20 protein-coding genes are annotated in these 18,566 nt (G+C 67.9%); 17 read left to right on the plus strand and 3 right to left on the minus strand.

Annotated features, from left to right (window positions below):
• Nucleotides 1-29 precede the first annotated feature (29 nt).
• The 4 genes from FHQ07_RS10100 (at nt 30) to FHQ07_RS10115 (ending at nt 3,723) form a co-directional block, all read left to right on the plus strand.
• Nucleotides 30-938, plus strand: a complete 909-nt coding sequence (locus tag FHQ07_RS10100; RefSeq protein ID WP_240703464.1) for a DMT family transporter — start codon at nt 30-32, stop codon at nt 936-938.
• Nucleotides 939-1,020: 82 nt separating this feature from the next.
• Nucleotides 1,021-1,884, plus strand: a complete 864-nt coding sequence (locus FHQ07_RS10105) for a hypothetical protein (RefSeq protein WP_139716684.1) — start codon at nt 1,021-1,023, stop codon at nt 1,882-1,884.
• Nucleotides 1,885-1,964: 80 nt separating this feature from the next.
• Complete coding sequence (locus FHQ07_RS10110; RefSeq protein WP_139716685.1) at nt 1,965-2,834, plus strand: hypothetical protein; 870 nt, start codon at nt 1,965-1,967, stop codon at nt 2,832-2,834.
• A 100-nt stretch (nt 2,835-2,934) separates the two neighbouring features.
• Nucleotides 2,935-3,723 carry a VOC family protein gene (locus FHQ07_RS10115; protein WP_139716686.1) on the plus strand — a complete coding sequence of 263 codons (789 nt, stop codon included), beginning with the start codon at nt 2,935-2,937 and terminating at the stop codon, nt 3,721-3,723.
• Here FHQ07_RS10115 and FHQ07_RS10120 read toward each other — a convergent pair.
• Nucleotides 3,707-3,934: a hypothetical protein gene (locus tag FHQ07_RS10120; protein WP_139716687.1), complete on the minus strand. Its 228-nt coding sequence runs from the start codon at nt 3,932-3,934 to the stop codon at nt 3,707-3,709. The two genes, FHQ07_RS10115 and FHQ07_RS10120, sit on opposite strands and share 17 nt — an antisense overlap.
• A gap of 31 nt (nt 3,935-3,965) precedes the next feature.
• Here FHQ07_RS10120 and FHQ07_RS10125 point away from each other — a divergent pair, with 31 nt between their 5' ends.
• From FHQ07_RS10125 to FHQ07_RS10185, 13 genes are all read left to right on the plus strand, one after another.
• Nucleotides 3,966-4,193, plus strand: coding sequence for a hypothetical protein (locus FHQ07_RS10125; protein WP_139716688.1), 228 nt, complete (start codon nt 3,966-3,968; stop codon nt 4,191-4,193).
• Nucleotides 4,186-5,589 carry a dihydrolipoyllysine-residue acetyltransferase gene (locus tag FHQ07_RS10130; RefSeq protein WP_139716689.1) on the plus strand — a complete coding sequence of 468 codons (1,404 nt, stop codon included), beginning with the start codon at nt 4,186-4,188 and terminating at the stop codon, nt 5,587-5,589. Before FHQ07_RS10125 ends, FHQ07_RS10130 begins: the two co-directional genes overlap by 8 nt.
• Nucleotides 5,590-5,593: 4 nt before the next feature.
• The gene (locus tag FHQ07_RS10135) at nt 5,594-6,751 is read left to right on the plus strand and encodes a mechanosensitive ion channel family protein (RefSeq protein WP_139716690.1); all 1,158 of its coding nucleotides are present in this window, start codon (nt 5,594-5,596) and stop codon (nt 6,749-6,751) included.
• A gap of 13 nt (nt 6,752-6,764) precedes the next feature.
• The gene (lpdA, locus tag FHQ07_RS10140) at nt 6,765-8,552 is read left to right on the plus strand and encodes a dihydrolipoyl dehydrogenase (RefSeq protein ID WP_139716691.1); all 1,788 of its coding nucleotides are present in this window, start codon (nt 6,765-6,767) and stop codon (nt 8,550-8,552) included.
• 104 nt (nt 8,553-8,656) lie between these two features.
• Nucleotides 8,657-9,187, plus strand: a complete 531-nt coding sequence (locus tag FHQ07_RS10145; protein WP_139716692.1) for an ATP synthase I — start codon at nt 8,657-8,659, stop codon at nt 9,185-9,187.
• A 2-nt stretch (nt 9,188-9,189) separates the two neighbouring features.
• Nucleotides 9,190-10,044, plus strand: coding sequence for a F0F1 ATP synthase subunit A (atpB, locus tag FHQ07_RS10150; protein ID WP_425476964.1), 855 nt, complete (start codon nt 9,190-9,192; stop codon nt 10,042-10,044).
• 67 nt (nt 10,045-10,111) lie between these two features.
• Nucleotides 10,112-10,390, plus strand: coding sequence for a F0F1 ATP synthase subunit C (atpE, locus tag FHQ07_RS10155; RefSeq protein WP_139716693.1), 279 nt, complete (start codon nt 10,112-10,114; stop codon nt 10,388-10,390).
• 126 nt (nt 10,391-10,516) lie between these two features.
• Nucleotides 10,517-10,990: a F0F1 ATP synthase subunit B gene (locus FHQ07_RS10160; protein ID WP_139716694.1), complete on the plus strand. Its 474-nt coding sequence runs from the start codon at nt 10,517-10,519 to the stop codon at nt 10,988-10,990.
• Between the two features lie 10 nt (nt 10,991-11,000).
• Nucleotides 11,001-11,528: a F0F1 ATP synthase subunit delta gene (locus FHQ07_RS10165; protein ID WP_139716695.1), complete on the plus strand. Its 528-nt coding sequence runs from the start codon at nt 11,001-11,003 to the stop codon at nt 11,526-11,528.
• Between the two features lie 63 nt (nt 11,529-11,591).
• Nucleotides 11,592-13,142: a F0F1 ATP synthase subunit alpha gene (gene atpA / locus FHQ07_RS10170; protein ID WP_139716696.1), complete on the plus strand. Its 1,551-nt coding sequence runs from the start codon at nt 11,592-11,594 to the stop codon at nt 13,140-13,142.
• A gap of 81 nt (nt 13,143-13,223) precedes the next feature.
• The gene (gene atpG, locus FHQ07_RS10175; protein ID WP_139716697.1) at nt 13,224-14,087 is read left to right on the plus strand and encodes a F0F1 ATP synthase subunit gamma; all 864 of its coding nucleotides are present in this window, start codon (nt 13,224-13,226) and stop codon (nt 14,085-14,087) included.
• An 80-nt stretch (nt 14,088-14,167) separates the two neighbouring features.
• Entirely contained in the window at nt 14,168-15,574 is a 1,407-nt protein-coding gene (gene atpD, locus FHQ07_RS10180; RefSeq protein ID WP_139716698.1) for a F0F1 ATP synthase subunit beta, read from the plus strand.
• Nucleotides 15,575-15,604: 30 nt separating this feature from the next.
• Entirely contained in the window at nt 15,605-16,030 is a 426-nt protein-coding gene (locus FHQ07_RS10185) for a F0F1 ATP synthase subunit epsilon (protein WP_139716699.1), read from the plus strand.
• An 89-nt stretch (nt 16,031-16,119) separates the two neighbouring features.
• On the opposite strand, the gene FHQ07_RS10190 is transcribed toward FHQ07_RS10185, so the two are convergent.
• Nucleotides 16,120-16,509, minus strand: coding sequence for a GtrA family protein (locus FHQ07_RS10190; protein WP_168191537.1), 390 nt, complete (start codon nt 16,507-16,509; stop codon nt 16,120-16,122).
• Nucleotides 16,506-18,500 (minus strand): hypothetical protein, encoded by a 1,995-nt coding sequence (locus FHQ07_RS14400; RefSeq protein ID WP_168191538.1) that lies wholly within the window; start codon nt 18,498-18,500, stop codon nt 16,506-16,508. The genes FHQ07_RS10190 and FHQ07_RS14400 overlap by 4 nt, the downstream gene beginning before the upstream one ends.
• Nucleotides 18,501-18,566: the final 66 nt, after the last annotated feature.

Genomic DNA, 18,566 nt, shown 5'->3' on the forward strand with positions numbered 1-18,566 from the left:
GGTTACCGCATGCTGGCGCGATGGAAACGATGAGCGGGGGCGCGGCGCGCGCGCAACGACAGCGCCGCGGGATGCTGATGATGCTGGCCGCGGTGGGCATGTTCGCGCTGATGGATGCCGGGCTGAAGACGCTGTCGGCGCACTATCCGCCGTTCCAGGTCGCGGCCATGCGCGGCCTGTCCTCGCTGCCGGTGGTGCTGGCCTGGGCGCTGTGGACGGTGGGGCCGATGCCGTTGCTGCGGGTGCGCTGGCCGCTGCACCTGCTGCGCGGGGCGCTGGGCATCGCGATGATGGCCAGCTTCGTGTACGCGCTGAAGCGGCTGCCGTTGTCGACCGCGTATTCGATCTTCTTCGTCGCGCCGCTGCTGATCACCGCGTTGTCGGTGCCGATCCTCGGCGAGCGCGTCGGGCCGCGCCGCTGGACCGCGATCGCCATCGGCCTGCTCGGCGTGCTGGTGGTGCTGCGCCCGACCGGCGCGGGGGTGCTCTCGACCGCGGGGCTGGCGGTGCTGGTCGCCGCGGTGGCTTACGCGGTGTCGGCGATCACCGTGCGCATCATCGCGCGCAGCGATACCACCCAGGCGATCACCTTCTGGCTGCTCGCCCTGATGGCGCTGGGCGCCGGCGCGCTGGCGCTGCCGGATTGGGTGCCGCTGCGCATCCAGCACGGGTGGATCATCGGCGGGATCGGCATCGCCGGCGCGCTCGGCCAGTACACCATCACCGAGGCCTTCCGCCTGGGCGAGGCCTCGCTGATCGCCCCGCTGGAATACACCGCGCTGGTCTGGGGCGTGGCGCTGGACCTGGCGTTGTGGGGCGTGTTGCCGGATGCGGTCACCTGGCTCGGGGCCGCGATCATCATCGCCAGCGGCCTGTACCTGATCCGCCGCGAGAACATGCATGGCGAGAGCGTGCATGCGGAGGCCGAGCACCCCTGAGCACCGGTCCGCGACCTGGTGAACGGTTTCCCGGAAGTCTTGCGCATAGGCAGGGACACATCCAGCGAAGGGGAGTTCCGCCATGCAACGCAAGCACCTGACCACCGCAGTCGTCGCCGGCCTCGGCCTGGCCGGCGCCATCGCCTATGCCGCCAATCGCGGCCCCGTCGTGTCGATCGTTCCGGTTGCGACCCATGAAGCGCCGGCCTCGCCGCGGAATCCTGGCATGTCCGGCCCGGCCGCTGTCTCCGATAATTTTGCGCGCATCGCCGCCAAGCCCGCGCCGCCGCCGACCGATGCGGAAGTCGGCGATGCTGCTTCGTATGCCCGCAACGTGCGCTGGCTGGGCGCCGCCTCGGGCTTCGTGGCCGTGGCCACCACCGCCCAGTGTGCCGCCTGGGCAGCGACGGATCCGGGTATTTCGTGCCAGCCGATCGCGGATACCGAGGCCGTCACCCCGTTCGCCGACCGCGACATCGCCAGGATCGCGCTGCCTGCGGGGGCCAGCAACTCCATGCTCTGCCATATGGCCGATCCGCAGGTCGAAGTGGTCTTCCGTAACAGCAACAGCGATCTGCGGATTTCGAAATTGCGTTACAACATCGTGTTGAAAATGGAAAACCCCGTGCTTGCGGATCCGTCGCTGATCGACCCGGGCACGGGTGCGCCGATGAACGGTGCATTGCAGATCAGCCTGGGCATGGATTCCGCCAACCAGGCGATGCCGGCGAACACGGTGCTGCTCGAACATGAGCAGTCGGCGAAGGTATGCGGCCTGGACAACCTGATCAGCAAGCGGACGCTGGTCGAGGTCTACGGGCTCAGCCAGGCGCAGGCGAACCGTTTCTTCACGAGTCCCACGACGATTCGCCTGGGAGTCAGCGGCAGCGTCCAGCGAGTCGATTATGCGAAGCTCTGGGTCAACCTGCGCCTGACCGGCGACTGAGGCGGCATAGGCCATATGGCCTGACCGTTGCGGCCGGCTTTTTGCGCATACATGGGGGAGTCCATCAACCGGAGACCACCATGCATCGCAAGACCCTGTTCCTCGCCGTCACCGCCAGCCTCGCCCTGGCCGGCGCCTTCGCCTACGCCGCCAACCAGGGCATGCTCCCGGTGCGGCTTTCCGCGCCCGCCGCCGCCAACGCGGCGGCGACCGGCAGCGCGGCATCGCTGCCGGAGCGGTCGCTGCGCGGTGCCGCTGCGGCGGCCAATGGCGCCAGGTCGGCGAAGAAGCCCACCGGCCCGACCGTCGATGACGTCGGCGACCTCGATTCGTTCGGCCGCAACGTGCGTTGGCTGGGGCTTGCCACCGCCCTTGTGCAGATCTCCACCGATTGCCCGTCGATCCTGGCCGAAGATCCCACTGCCTTGTGCCAGCAGGTCAACGACCTCGCGGTCACCACGCCGTTCGCCTTCAACGACATCGCCCGCATCAAGTTGCCGGCGAACGCCAGCAACTCGCTGCTCTGCCACTGGTTCAGCCCGCGCGTGGCGGTCACCTTCTTCAATCCGACCGCAAACCCGGTGCCGGGGCGCTACAGCTACAACCCGACCCTGACCGTGGAGAACCCGGTGCTGAACGATCCGGCCCTGATCGACGCCACCACCGGCGCGCCCTTCAACGGCAAGCTGTCCACCGGCATGTCGGCATCCGAATCGATGCAGGTGGTGGTCGACCCCGGCTTCCCGATCACCCAGAGCCTGCGCGATTCCGTGGTCTGCCAGTCGGGCCTGATCAGCAAGCGCGCGCTGGTGGAGACCTATGGCCTGACCGCGGCGCAGGCGGACAGCTTCTTCGCCAATCCGACCACCGTGCGGCTGAATGTCAGCGGTTCGTCGCGCTTCGTCGACTACACCCTGTATTCCTTCGGCCTGCGCATCGTCGGCGACTGACCGGGTGCGGTCCATGGCGCGCCGCGGCGATGCCGCGGCGCGCCATGACCCCGTCATCGCAAGCGCGTAGCCTCGGCGGCCCGCCTGCAGGAGCCGCGCCATGAGCATCGACCATCTCCTCGGCGCGCCCACCTGGTTCGAACTCGGCACCAGCGACCAGGCGGCTGCCGAAGCCTTCTACAGCGGACTGTTCGGCTGGACCCAGCGCAAGACCGCGATGCCGGACGGCAGCCACTACACGATCTTCCAGCTCGACGGCCGCGACGTGGCCGCCTGCTACACGCTGATGGCGGACATGGTCGCCGCCGGGATTCCGCCGCATTGGGGCGTGTACTTCAAGGTCGCCGATTGCGATGCCACGGTGGCGCAGGTACGCGCCCATGGCGGCAAGGCCTTCTGCGAGCCGTTCGAGGTGATGGAGCACCTGCGGATGGCGACGGTCGGCGATCCGGAGGGCGCGGCGTTCAACCTGCACCAGCCGCGCGCGCATCCGGGCGTCGGCGTCATCCGCGAACCGAACTCGGTGCTGTGGGTGGAACTGGCCACCCGCGACATCGCCCGCGCCGAGGCGTTCTACCGCGCCGTGCTCGGCTGGCAGGCCACGCCCCTCGATGCCGGCCCGACCCAGTACCGCGTGCTGTCCTGCGGCGGTTGCGAAACCGGGTTCGGCGGGATGCTGGAGATGAACCAGCAGTGGCAGGGCATCCCGTCGCACTGGTCGATCTACCTGCATGTCGCCGATGTCGACGCCACCCTCGCCCAGGCGGTCGCGCTGGGCGGCAAGGTTTGCGTGCCGGCGTTCGACGTGCCGGGCGTGGGCCGGATCGCCCGCATCGACGATCCCGGCGGCGCCGGCTGCTACGTGATGACGCCTAGCCCACGGGGGTGAGCGGACCGCGCAGGACGATCGGCCGCGTGCCGGGTTCGCGGGCGTCGCCGGCGCGGGCGGCGTCGGCGACCAGGGCGTGCGCTTCGCGCGCGCAGCCGTCGGACGAAGCGGCCGGCAGCGCGGGCGGCATGCCCAGGCCGCTGCCGATGCCGATCGCCATCAGGCTGAGTGCCAATGCGCCGCGCCACAACACATGCTGCAGGGATTTCATGGTGCTTCCTCGGTCGTGGCATGGGGGAGGCGTGGGCCACACCAACGAAGATGCGCCCGCCAGGCGGAAGGTTGCAGTGCGGGAGGTCGCGGTGACGACCGGCATCCCGGGCTGCGCCGGGATGCTGTCGCGATGGCAAAAATCGATTCGCCCGGGTAAATTCCGAAAAACTGCCGCCGGTTTGTTCCGGGGCGCTGGATATGGCAACAATACGGGCCTGATCGCCGGTCTTTCCGGCCCCGGAGTGCGTCATGGCTGAGCTGAAGGAAGCGCGCGTCCCCGATATCGGCGGTCACGGTGACGTGCCGGTGATCGAATTGCTGGTCAAGCCCGGCGACACCGTGGCCAAGGACCAGGGATTGGTCACCCTGGAATCCGACAAGGCGACGATGGAAGTGCCATCGCCGTTCGCCGGCGTGGTCGAGGAGCTGAAGGTCAAGCTCGGCGACACCCTGTCCGAAGGCGGGCTGGTCGCGATCATCGCCGTATCCGACAGCCGACCGGCTGCCCAGGCCGGCGATGCGGCCGCTGCTCCCGCGCCTGCGGCCGCAGCGCCGGCGCCGGTCGCCGAAGCGCCGAAGCCGGAACCGGTGGCGACGCCGGCGCCTGCGCAGGCGCCCCGCGCCGAAGTCGCCCGCGCCGCCGCCGATCCCGCCGCCGCGCCGATGGGCGCCGGCCTGCCGCCGGTGCGTTTCGAGGCGGATGCCGTGTTGCCCGACAAGGTGCCCTACGCCAGCCCCGCGGTGCGCCTGTTCGCGCGCGAACTCGGCGTCGACCTGATGCAGGTGGCCGGCAGCGAACGCGGTGGCCGCATCGGCAAGGCCGACGTGCAGAACTTCGTCAAGGCCGCGCTGGCCGGCGGCATCGCTGCGCCGGTGGCTGCGGCTGGCGGTGGTGGTGGCGGTGGGCTGAACCTGATCCCGTGGCCGAAGGTCGACTTCGCCAAGTTCGGCGCGATCGAAAGCAAGCCGCTGTCGCGCATCCAGAAAATTTCCGGCGCCAACCTTGCGCGCAACTGGGCGATGATCCCGCACGTCACCCAGCACGACGATGCCGACATCACCGATCTCGAGGCGTTGCGCGTGGCGCTCAACGACGAGAACGCCAAGGCGATCGCCGCGGGCAAGGCCGGCAAGCTGACCATGCTCGCCTTCCTGATCAAGGCCAGCGTGGCCGCGTTGAAGAAATACCCGAACTTCAACGCCTCGCTGGACGGCGACAACCTCGTCCTCAAGCAGTACTACAACATCGGTTTCGCCGCCGACACGCCGAACGGTTTGGTGGTGCCGGTGCTGCGCGATGCCGACAAGAAGGGCGTGATGGAGATCGCCCGCGAGATGGGCGAGCTGGCCGCCGCCGCGCGCGACGGCAAGCTCAAGCCGGAGCAGATGCAGGGCGGCTGCTTCACCATCAGCTCGCTGGGCGGGATCGGCGGCACCGCGTTCACCCCGATCATCAACGCGCCGGAAGTGGCGATCCTGGGCGTGTCGAAGTCGGACACCAAGCCCGTCTGGAATGGCGAGAAGTTCAAGCCGCGCTTGATCCTGCCGCTGTCGCTGAGCTACGACCACCGCGTGATCGACGGCGCCGCCGCGGCGCGCTTCACCGCCTACCTGGCGCAACTGCTGGGCGACCTGCGGCGGGCGATGCTGTAAGCCGATGCAGCCGGACACGGGCCAGCGACTGCGCGAGGCCGGGGATCGCGTCCGCCAGGCCGCCGATGCCGCCGCGGACACCGGGCTGCGCGACCTGCAGCCGTTGCTGGACAGCAAGCTGCTCTCGGTCTCGGGGGTGACGATCACCGTCGGCGGCTTGCTGCTGGCCGCCATCGTCGCCATCGCGGTCTGGTTGCTTGCGTGGCTGTTGCGGCGCGCGCTGCAGCGCTACGCCAAGCGCAATCCGGACGTGAACCAGGCGGCGGTGTATACCGTTTCGCGGATCGCCAACTACGTGCTGATCCTGGTGGGCGTGTTGCTCGCCTTCGATGCGGCCGGCATCCCGGTCGGCAAGTTCACCGTGTTCGCCGGCGCGCTGGGCGTCGGCCTTGGCTTCGGCCTGCAGGCGATCTTCAACAACTTCGTGTCCGGCCTGATCCTGCTGTTCGACCGCTCGCTGAAGATCGGCGATTTCATCGAACTCGACAGCGATACCCGCGGCACCGTGCGCGCCATCAACATCCGTTCCACCCGCATCACCACCAACGACAACATCGACGTGCTGGTGCCGAATTCGGAGTTCATGACCAAGCGGGTGGTGAACTGGACCTACAGCTCGCCGGACCGGCGCATCCGAGTGCCGTTCGACGTGGCCTATGGCAGCGACAAGGAACTGGTGAAGAAGGCCGCGCTGGAAGCCGCCGCCAAGGTGCCTTTCACCCTGGCCACCGAAGGCGACCGGCAACCGCAGGTATGGCTGGTCGGCTTCGGCGGCAGCCAGGTGAACTACGAACTGGTGGTGTGGCTCAACGAATCGGCCTCGCGCCGCAACGCGGCGGTGAAGGCGGCCTACCTGTGGGAACTCGATACCGCGCTCAATGCGCACGGCATCGAGATCCCGTTCCCGCAGCAGGACCTGCGCGTGCGCAGCCTGTTCGGGCTGGAAGGGGCCGAGGCGCTGGCCGCGCTGCGGATGGACGCCGCGCGGGCAGGCGAGATGCCGTCGCCCAGGGCGACGCAGGCGCTGAATGCCGACGAGCGTGCGCAGTTGGCGCGCAACGATGCACGGCTGGATACCGAACGCGGGATGCAGGAGGACGCGGCGCGCGCCGCCGCCGACCGCGCACGCGCCCCGAATGCGCCCGATGGGCAGACAGGCTGACAGGAGAGAAGCAATGGCGACGATCGAATCCAAGGTGCCCGACATCGGCGGCCACAGCGACGTGCCGGTGATCGAGGTGCTGGTCGCCGTGGGCGACACCGTGAAGAAGGACCAGGGCCTGGTCACGCTGGAATCGGACAAGGCCACGATGGAAGTGCCGGCGGTGGCCGACGGCGTGGTCACCGCGCTGAAGGTGAAGCTGGGCGACAACGTGTCCGAGGGTGCGGTGATCGCGCTGATCGAGAGTGGCGCTGCTGCTGCGCCTGCGCCGACGACGGCGGCCGCACAGCCGCCTGCTGCCGCGCCGGCTGCCGCAGCGGCACCGGCCACGCCCGCACCCGCGCCCGCGCCCGCGCCGCAGGCGGCCACGGCCTCCGGCCGCAAGGCCGACATCGACTGCGCGATGGTGGTGATCGGCGCTGGTCCCGGCGGCTATACCGCCGCGTTCCGCAGCGCCGACCTCGGTCTCGATACCGTCCTCATCGAACGTTACGCCAGCCTCGGCGGCGTCTGCCTCAACGTCGGCTGCATTCCGTCGAAGGCCTTGCTGCATGCCGCCGACGTGATCGAACAGGCCGCGCATGCCGGCGATTACGGCGTCGATTTCGGTGCGCCGAAGATCAACATCGACACCTTGCGCGGCTACAAGGACAAGGTGGTCGGACAGCTCACCAAGGGCCTGTCCGGCATGGCCAAGCAGCGCAAGGTGCGGGTGGTGCAGGGCACCGCGAAGTTCGTGTCCGCGAATGAACTCGAGATCGCCGATGCCGATGGCAAGACGCAGTTGCTGCGCTTCGCCCGCTGCATCATCGCCGCCGGCTCGCAGCCGGTGAAACTGCCTGCGTTCCCGTGGGACGACGCGCGCATCATGGACTCCACCGACGCGCTCAACCTGGCCGACGTGCCGAAGAAACTGCTGGTCGTCGGCGGCGGCATCATCGGCCTGGAGATGGCCACGGTGTATCGCGCGCTGGGCAGCGAGGTGACCGTAGTCGAGTTCATGGACCAGCTGATGCCGGGCGCGGACAAGGACCTGGTCAAGCCGCTGGCCGACCGCTTGAAGAAGCAGGGCGTGGCCGTGCACCTGAAGACGAAAGTGACCGAAGCCAAGGCGCAGAAGAACGGCATCGCCTGCGGTTTCGAGGGCGAGAGCATTCCCGAGGGCAAGCTGTACGACCGCGTGCTGGTCTCGGTGGGACGCGCGCCGAACGGCGCCAAGATCGGCGCGGACAAGGCCGGCGTGGCGGTGACCGAGCGCGGCTTCATCAACGTCGACCGGCAGATGCGCACCAACGTGCCGCACATCTTCGCCATCGGCGACCTGGTCGGGCAGCCGATGCTGGCGCACAAGGCGACCCACGAAGGCAAACTCGCGGCGGAAGTCGCCGCCGGCGAGAAGAAGGAATGGGTGGCGCGGGTGATCCCCAGCGTGGCCTATACCGATCCGGAAATCGCCTGGGTCGGCGTCACCGAGACCGAGGCGAAGGCCAAGGGCCTGAAGGTCGGCGTCGGCAAGTTCCCGTGGGCGGCCTCGGGCCGCGCCATCGGCCTGTCGCGCACCGAGGGCTTCACCAAGCTGGTGTTCGACGAGGAAACGCACCGCGTCATCGGCGGCGGCATCGTCGGCGTGCATGCGGGCGAATTGATCGCCGAGATCGGCCTGGCCATCGAGATGGGCTGCGAAGTCCACGACATCGGCCACACCATCCATCCGCATCCCACCCTGAGCGAGTCGGTGGGGATGGCGGCGGAAGTCTTCGACGGCTCGATCACCGACCTGTACATCCCGAAGAAGAACTAGGCGCCAGGCCCGGGATCGGCGCAAAAAAGAAGCCCCGACGGGGATGGCCGGGGCTTCGGGCGCCCTTCCTGAGCTGACGAGGAGGGGAGCGGGCGCCGGGCAATGTGACCCCCGAAACCTGGGAAAGTTTCGCCCTCGGCCCGAAGTCTTTTGGCGGTTGCCCGGTCATTTTCACGCCTGCTATACTTTTCCGGCTTCGCAGGAGGGTTTTCGTCTCTTGCGGCACCGTACCGAAAGCCTGGGTTGACCGCGTGCTGAATTCCGCTGCCGCGGGCCGGCGGCTGGCGCTGCGGGTGGTGGCCTTTCAGGCCCTCGCCACGCTGCTGACAGCCCTGGCCTGTCTGACGATCGGGCAACGCGCCGCCCTGGCGGCGCTGGCCGGGGGCGGGGCGATGACCCTGGGCAGCCTTGCGGCGGCCTGGGGGGCGTTCGGCGGTGGCGTGGTCGGTGCCGGTACGGCGCTGGGCCGGCTGCTGCTGGGCACGGCGGTGAAATGGTTGGTCGTCGCCGTGGGCCTGTACCTGGCGATGGCGGTATGGCGGTTGCCGGCGGTGCCGGTGCTGGCCGGGGCGGCACTGGCCGCAGCGGCATTCATGTTCGCGGTTAAGCGTGGTACGACGAGGACGACGGCGTGATCTTGGAAGGCTTGCTGAAAGTGCTGGAACCGGAAGGCGGCGAGAGCGGTGGCGGCCTGACCGGCTACATCGTCCACCACCTGACCCACAATGCCATCCAGCTGGGCGGCGACAAGTTCCACCTCGATTCGTGGGCGATCGCGCTGGCGCTGGGCCTGCTGGCCTGCTTCCTGCTGTGGACCCAGGCGCGCAAGGCGACCTCGGGCGTGCCGTCCAAGCCGCAGGCCTTCGTCGAGCTGGTGGTCGAGTTCGTCGACTCCCAGGTCAAGGACACCTTCCACGGCGACCGTCGCTTCATCGCGCCGCTGGCCCTGACCATCTTCGTCTGGGTCGTGTTCATGAACACGATGGACCTGCTGCCGCTGGACCTGCCGTCGGCGGTGATCACCGCGACCGCCGGCCAGGAAGCCGCGCACCACACCTTCCTGCGCATGGTGCCGACCGCCGACGTCAACACCACGTTCGCGATGTCGATCACCGTGTTCTTCCTGATCATCTTCTATTCGATCAAGGCCAAGGGCGGCTGGGGCTTCACCAAGGAACTGTTCACCGCGCCGTTCCACGCGCACGGCACCGTCGCCAAGATCGTGCTGGCGATCCCGAACCTGTTCCTGAACCTGGTCGAGTACCTGTCCAAGCCGGTCAGCCTGGGCATGCGACTGTTCGGCAACATGTACGCCGGCGAGCTGGTGTTCATGCTGATCGCCGGCCTGTTCATGTCGTGGGTCACCTTCGTGCCCGGCGTGATCTTCAACTCGGTGTGGGCGATCTTCCACATCCTGATCATCCTGCTGCAGGCCTTCATCTTCATGGTGCTGACCGTCGTCTACCTGGCGATGGCGCACGAGCACCATTGATCCGCGTTCCACCTTTCTTGTCCGTTCCATTCCACTTTTCACAGTAGTTAGAAACCGGAGATCCACCATGGAAGCACTTGCCAACGTCCAGGCCTTCACCGCCGTCGCCATCGGCATCATCGTCGGCCTGGGTGCGCTCGGCGCCGCCCTCGGCATCGGCGTCATGGGCTCGAAGTTCCTCGAATCCGCCGCCCGCCAGCCGGAACTGGTCCCGATGCTGCAGGGCCGCATGTTCCTGCTCGCCGGCCTGATCGACGCGGCGTTCCTGATCGGCGTCGGCGTGGCGATGATGTTCGCGTTCGCCAACCCGCTGCTGGCCGCCGTCCAGGCCGCCACCGGCGCCTAAGCGGCAACGCGTTGCGGTGCGCGCGATCCGTCGCGCGCGCCGTTTGTTGAAGCGCCGCGGCATGCCGCCGTGGCGCAGCCTTGAACGGCCCGCATCGGCGGGCGCGTTCGAATCGCAAGGTACGACATGAATCCGACCTTCATGACATTGCTGGGCCAGATGATCAGCTTCGCGATCCTGATCTGGTTCACCGTCAAGTTCATCTGGCCGCCGCTGATGTCGGCGATCGAGGAACGCCAGCAGAAGATCGCCGCTGGCCTGGCTGCCGCCGACAACGCGCAGAAGGACCTGGCGCAGGCGCAGGACAAGGTCAACGAGGAACTCAAGGCCGCGCGCAGCAAGGCCAACGAGATCATCGAGCAGGCCCACCAGCGCGCCAACCAGCTGATCGACGCGGCCAAGGCCGACGCGATCGCCGAGGGCAACCGCCAGAAGGCGCTGGCCGAGGCCGAGATCGAGGCCGCCGCCAACCGCGCCAAGGAAGACCTGCGCAAGCAGGTGTCCCTGCTCGCCGTGTCCGGCGCCGAGAAGCTGCTGAAGCGCGAGATCAACGCCAACGACCAGAAGGCGCTGATCGACGAGCTGGCCGCGCAGCTGTAAGGACCGGACGATGAGCCAGGCCCTGACCCTCGCACGTCCCTACGCCCGCGCCGCGTTCTCGCTGGCGCGCGATGCCGGCGCGTTGCCCGCCTGGTCGGACGCGCTCGCGTTCGCCGCGCGCGTGGCCGCCGACCCGCAGGTCGCGGGCCTGCTCGGCAACCCGAAGCTGACCCAGGCCGATGCCGCCACCCTGCTCGCGCCGGAAGGCGCGAACGCGCTGTTCGGCAACTTCCTCGGCCTGCTGTTCGAGAACGGTCGCCTGCCGCTGCTGCCGGAGATCGCCGGCCTGTACGACGAGCTGCGTTTCGACGCCGAGCGCGTGGTCAAGGCCAAAGTCACCTCCGCGGCGGCGCTGCCGGCCGGCGAACTCGAGACCATCAAGGCCGCGCTATCGAGGCGCTTCGGCCGCGAGGTCGAGATCGAGACGGCGGTCGATGCCGAGCTGATCGGCGGCGCGGTGATCGATGCAGGCGACGTCGTGATCGACGGTTCGATCAAGGGCAAGCTCGGCCGCCTCGAAACGGCGCTGTCGCACTAATTCGTTCGTAGAAACTTTTATTTGAATCCGGTTGGCGGAAACGCCGGCACCAAGGAAACCAAGATGGCCACCACCACGCTCAACCCGTCCGAAATCAGCGAACTGATCAAGACCCGCATCGAGAAGGTCAAGCTTTCCGCCGAAGCGCGCAACGAAGGCACCGTGACCTCGGTGTCCGACGGCATCGTGCGCATCCACGGCCTGGCCGACGTGATGCAGGGCGAAATGATCGAGCTGCCGGGCAACACCTTCGCGCTGGCGTTGAACCTGGAGCGCGACTCGGTCGGCGCCGTGGTGCTGGGCGACTACGAGAACCTGCGCGAAGGCGACGTCGCCAAGACCACCGGCCAGATCCTGTCGGTGCCGACCGGTCCGGAACTGCTGGGCCGCGTGGTCAACGCGCTCGGCGAAGCCATCGACGGCAAGGGCCCGATCGACGCCAAGGTCTCGGCGCCGGTGGAATGCATCGCCCCGGGCGTGATCTGGCGCAAGTCGGTCAGCCAGCCGGTGCAGACCGGTTACAAGTCGGTCGACAGCATGATCCCGATCGGCCGCGGCCAGCGCGAGCTGATCATCGGCGACCGCCAGACCGGCAAGACCGCGCTCGCCATCGACGCGATCATCAACCAGAAGCACAGCGGCATTAAGTGCGTGTACGTGGCCATCGGCCAGAAGAACTCGACCATCGCCAACATCGTGCGCAAGCTGGAAGAGCACGGCGCGATGGCCTACACCACCGTGGTCGCCGCCTCGGCGTCCGAGTCGGCCGCGATGCAGTACATCAGCGCCTACTCCGGCTGCACCATGGGCGAGTACTTCCGCGACCGCGGCGAAGACGCGCTGATCATCTACGACGACCTGTCCAAGCAGGCCGTGGCCTACCGCCAGATCTCCCTGCTGCTGCGCCGCCCGCCGGGCCGCGAAGCCTACCCGGGCGACGTGTTCTACCTGCACTCCCGCCTGCTGGAACGCGCCGCGCGCGTGTCCGAGGAGTACGTGGAGAAGTTCACCAACGGCGCCGTCAAGGGCAAGACCGGTTCGCTGACTGCGCTGCCGATCATCGAGACCCAGGCCGGCGACGTGTCCGCGTTCGTGCCGACCAACGTGATCTCGATCACCGACGGCCAGATCTTCCTGGAAACCGACCTGTTCAACGCCGGCATCCGCCCGGCGGTGAACGCCGGCATCTCGGTGTCGCGCGTGGGTGGCGCGGCGCAGACCAAGATCATGAAGAAGCTGTCCGGCGGCATCCGCATCGCGCTGGCGCAGTACCGCGAGCTGGCGGCGTTCGCGCAGTTTGCTTCCGACCTGGACGACGCGACCCGCAAGCAGCTGGAGCGCGGCCAGCGCGTCACCGAGCTGATGAAGCAGAAGCAGTACGCGCCGATGTCGGTGGCCGAGCAGGCGCTGTCGATCTACGCGGTGGACAAGGGCTACATGGACGACGTGGCGGTCAACAAGATCATCGCGTTCGAAACCGGCCTGCACGCGCACTTCGCCAACACCGCGGGCGAGCTGATGAAGTCGGTCGCCGCCAGCGGCGACTGGAACGACGACATCGAGGCCGCGTTCAAGAAGGGCATCGAGGACTTCAAGGCGACCGGCAGCTGGTAATCGGCACCGGAAGCAAGCGCGCGGGTTAACCACCCGCGCCGTCGATCCACGGGTAGTGGCTTCAAAGAAGACGAGACGAGCATGGCAGGCGGACGCGAAATCAAGACGAAGATCAAGAGCGTGCAGAACACCCGCAAGGTGACGCGCGCGCTCGAAATGGTCTCGGCCTCCAAGATCCGCAAGGCGCAGGACCGGATGAAGCAGTCGCGTCCGTACGCACGGGCGATGAAGCAGCTGATCGGCCACCTGGCGCAGGCGAATTCCGAGTACCGCCACCCGTACCTGGTCGAGCGCGCGGACATCAAGCGCGTCGGCTACGTGATCGTGTCGTCGGATCGCGGCCTGGCCGGCGGCCTGAACAACAACATGTTCCGCAAGCTGCTGGTCGAGTTCCGCCAGTGGCAGGAAAAGGGCGTCGAAGTCGACGTCGTCACCATCGGCCAGAAGGCCTCGGTGTTCTTCCGCCGGATCAAGGTCGGCATGCTGGCCTCGGTCACCCACCTCGGCGACGTGCCGCACGTCGAGCAGCTGGTCGGCGTGATCAAGGTGATGCTGGACGCGTACACCGCGGGCAAGGTCGACAAGGTGTTCCTGTCGTACAACGACTTCGTCAACACCATGACCCAGAAGGCGACCTTCGACCAGCTGCTGCCGCTGCCGGCGGCGGAAACCCAGGTGGCCAAGCACGACTGGGACTACCTGTACGAACCGGACGCGGAGACCGTGCTGGACCACGTGCTGACCCGCTACGTCGAGTCGCTGGTGTACCAGGCGGTGCTGGAGAACGTGGCCTCCGAGCATGCCGCGCGCATGGTCGCGATGAAGGCCGCCAGCGACAACGCCAGCAAGCTGATCGACACCCTGAACCTGGTCTACAACAAGGCCCGCCAGGCGGCGATCACGCAGGAAATTTCGGAAATCGTCGGCGGCGCCGCGGCGGTTTAAGCAAGCGGCTCCAGATCAAGCCAGCTCCAGTTAAGTACTTTCAAATCAAGCAGCATTCAAGAGTTCCCGAGGAAACATCCATGAGCAACCAGGGCAAGGTCGTACAGATCATCGGCGCCGTCGTCGACGTCGAATTCCCGCGCGAGAGCGTGCCGAAGGTGTACGACGCGTTGAAGGTGCAGGGCACCGACATCACGCTGGAAGTGCAGCAGCAGCTGGGCGACGGCGTCGTGCGCACCATCGCGCTCGGCTCCACCGACGGCCTGAAGCGCAACCTGGTGGCCGAGAACACCGGCCGCGCGATCTCGGTGCCGGTCGGCATCGGCACGCTGGGCCGCATCATGGACGTGCTGGGCAACCCGATCGACGAGGCCGGCGCGGTCAAGGCCGACACCACCTGGGAAATCCACCGTGCGGCGCCGTCGTACGAAGACCAGGCCAGCACCACCGAGCTGCTGGAAACCGGCATCAAGGTGATCGACCTGATGTGCCCGTTCGCCAAGGGCGGCAAGGTCGGCCTGTTCGGCGGCGCCGGCGTGGGCAAGACCGTCAACATGATGGAACTGATCAACAACATCGCGACCGAGCACAGCGGCCTGTCGGTGTTCGCCGGCGTGGGCGAGCGTACCCGCGAAGGCAACGACTTCTACCACGAGATGCAGGAATCCGGCGTCGTCAACGTGCAGGAGCCGGAGAAGTCGAAGGTGGCGATGGTGTACGGCCAGATGAACGAGCCGCCGGGAAATCGCCTGCGCGTGGCGCTGACCGGCCTGACCATGGCCGAGTACTTCCGCGACGAAGGCCGCGACGTGCTGCTGTTCGTCGACAACATCTACCGCTACACCCTGGCCGGTACCGAAGTGTCGGCGCTGCTGGGCCGCATGCCGTCGGCGGTGGGCTACCAGCCCACGCTCGCCGAGGAAATGGGCGTGCTGCAGGAGCGCATCACCTCGACCAAGACCGGTTCGATCACCTCGATCCAGGCCGTGTACGTGCCCGCGGACGACCTGACCGACCCGTCGCCGGCGACCACCTTCGCCCACTTGGACGCCACCGTGGTGTTGAGCCGCAACATCGCCTCGCTCGGCATCTACCCGGCGGTCGATCCGCTCGACTCGACCAGCCGCCAGCTGGACCCGAACGTGATCGGCAACGAGCACTACGAGACCGCGCGCCGCGTGCAGGCCACCCTGCAGAAGTACAAGGAACTGAAGGACATCATCGCGATCCTGGGCATGGACGAGCTGTCGGAAGACGACAAGCTGGCGGTGGCCCGCGCGCGCAAGATCGAGCGCTTCTTCAGCCAGCCGTTCACCGTGGCCGAAGTGTTCACCGGTTCGCCGGGCAAGTACGTGCCGCTGAAGGACACCATCCGCGGCTTCAAGGGCATCGTGGACGGCGAGTACGACCACCTGCCGGAGCAGGCGTTCTACATGGTCGGCTCGATCGACGAGGCCGTCGAGAAGGCGAAGAAGCTGGCGGCCTGATCCGCTAGCTTCGACTAAAGAGGAATCACGATGGCATCCACCATCCGTTGCGACATCGTCAGCGCCGAGGCCGAGATCTTCCACGGCGAGGCCGAACTGGTCGTCGCCACCGGCGAGCTCGGCGAGCTGGGCATCGCGCCCAAGCACGCGCCGCTGATCACCCGCCTCAAGCCGGGCAAGGTCGTGGTGACCGTGCCGGGCGGCGAGAAGCTGGACTTCGCGATCTCCGGCGGCATCCTCGAGGTGCAGCCGACGGTCGTGACCGTGCTGGCCGACACCGCGATCCGCGCGCAGGACATCGACGAAGCCGCCGTGCGCGCGGCCAAGGAAGAGGCCGAGCGCATCATCGCCCACCGCGGCGAGGCGATGGAGATCGCCGAGGCGCAGCAGCGCCTGGCCGAAGTCACCGCGCAGCTGCAGGCGCTGGAGCGTTTGCGCAAGAACCTCAAGCACTGAGGCTCGCGCGATAGCGCTTCAGCGAAAACGCCGGCGAAAGCCGGCGTTTTTCGTTTGCGATCGCGGGAAAACCCGGAAGGCGAGATCGGTCAGCGCTTCTTGTTGTAGACCCAGTGCCGCGACAGCAGGAAGCCAATCCCGCCGGAGAGTAGGTCCGCGCCCGGCTTGAGCAGCTGCGCCCCGCGCAGGCCGAAGACATCGTCCAGGTGGGCGACGATCCAGGTGTTCAGCACCGTCAATGCGATCCACATGCAGACGAAGCGGATCGCCGCGTGGCGGCCGACATGGGTATCGTCGCCGGCGAAGGTCCATTTGCCGTTGAGCCAGAAGCCCAGGCAGGCGCCGGCGAGACGGCCGATCACGTTGGCCGGCTCGACTGCCATCACCCACTCGCTGAGCGCCAGCATCAGCCCGTACTCGAGCAGCCATTGGGCGATGCCGATGACGGCGTAGGAGGCGGCGTGGCGGCGCAGGGTCATGGCGGCGCATTGTCCGGGATGCGCCACCACTGCGCATCGCCGGCGGTGGCGGCCAGTGCCGCGCCGCTGCGTTGCAGCCCGGCGCGCTGCGCCGGGGTGAGCGTCGCCGGTCGCAGGAGCACGTGCGCGATGCGGTTCGCGTGCAGCAGGTGCGCCCATGCCCGGCCGCTGGGGTCGGCGTCGGCCTCGATGCCGGCGGCTTCCCAGCGCGGCGAATACCACAGCATGTTGCGGCCGCGCTGGCCGAGTTCGGCCAGCGCGATGCTGCTGCCGGGCAGCAGCAAGACCGTGCCGGCGTGGTTGCCGGCAGCGCGCAGGCGCGCCGCCAATATGCGCTCGGGCAGGTAACGCTCCAGCAACGGCGCGTCCCGTCCGGCGGCGGCGATCGTGTATTTCAGCGCACCGGTGCGCAGCATCCAGTTGGCATTGGTGGCGAAGGCCAGGTTGAGCATGCACAACGCCCAGAACGCGGCGTTGGCACCGCGTGCCAGCGGATAGGCGACGACCAGCGCGGGAATGGCCAAGGCCAGTCCCGGTTGCAGGTAGCGCGCGTACTGCAGCGGCAGCAGCGGCAGCAAGACGGCGGCGCCGGCCACGAGCGCGAGTCCGCGGGTGCGGGCATCGCGCAGGGCGAGCAGCCACACCCCGGCCAGCGCGACCAGCGCGAAGCCGAAACCGCCGTCGAAGGATTCCAGGTAGTGCTCGGTGTCGAAGCTGATGTCCCACAGCACGTCGACATCCAGGCCGGCTCGCCAACGGGGGTCATCCAAGTCCCTGACCGCGAAATATGGCGACCGGAACGTGGCGTTCAGCAGCGGCAACAACGGATTGCCGGCGATGGACCAGGCAGTCAGGTAGCTGGAGGCGCCGATGGCGAAGGTGACGAGCATGGCAAGCGGCAGCCAGCGCCACGGGATGGCTGCGCGGTGCCGCCACCACGCCCATGCCAGCAGCGGCAATGCGACTACGCCATGCATCAACTTGAACCCCCAGAGCGCACCGAACAGGATCGCGCCCGCGAACAGCGCGCGCGCTCCGGACGCGGCGTTGTCGCGCAATACCAGCCATGCCAGCGCCGGCAGCAAGGCCATCGCCGGCAGTTCGGTCTGCATCCCGGCCGCCAGGTGCATGCTCATCGGCAGGCTGCCCAGCAGGGCGACCGCCCACCATCGGCGGCGCGCATCGCCGCCAAGCGCGCCGACCAGGGCGAACGCCGCGGCGGCGGAGATCCCCAGCCACAGGCCGTCCAGCGCACCGCGCGCTTCCGTGCCGGCCAGCACCTGCGCCACCCCCTGCAGGACGTCGCCGGCCCATGGCGCCAGCGCCCACACCTGCAGGTTCGGATCCATCGCGTAGCGCGCGGTTTCCTGCAGCTGCCAGGGCAGCCCAAGGTGGTAGACCACGTCGTCGTACTGCATGGTCGGCAGCCAGGCGCCGGTGCTGGCCAGGCCGAGCAGCAGGATCGCGGCGGTCGATGCGATCGGCGCGGCGCGCGCGGCGTCGTCGAAATGCCGCCATGCGCTGCGGCAGGCATCGGCGATGGCCGTGCGCCGCCATGCGATCAAGCCGATGCATGCCAGGGCATAGACCGCGCGATGGTGGATCGGCCATGGCAACAGCCAGCCCAGCGTGCCGGCGATGAGCGCAAGGCCAAGCACCAGGGCGACTGGGCCGGCCATGACAAGGCTGCCGATGGCGATGGCCGCTGCGGCCAGCATGGCTACCGCGAGCATCGGAACGGGGCCGGCGAAAACGCACAAGGCAAGCAGCCAGAGGGCGGAAAGCGCGGCGGCAAGGCTCCAGCCCAGCCATCGCTGCAACGGCCAGGCCGCGACCAGCGCCAGCAATGCCAACAGCGCATGCTCGAAGAAGCGCGGGAACGGCAATGCCTCCCACAGGCGGTGCACGCCAAGACCGGCTGCGCAGGCGGCCATGCCTGCCCACAACAGCGAGGCGGGAACATGGCGATGAACACGGGAGAAAAACGACATGCACGGGATGCTAGGGATTCCCCGGTCGACGTCAATCCCCGCACGCACGGCGCATCGGTGCCGCTA

Source organism: Thermomonas aquatica (assembly GCF_006337105.1).
GTDB classification, from domain to species: domain Bacteria; phylum Pseudomonadota; class Gammaproteobacteria; order Xanthomonadales; family Xanthomonadaceae; genus Thermomonas; species Thermomonas aquatica.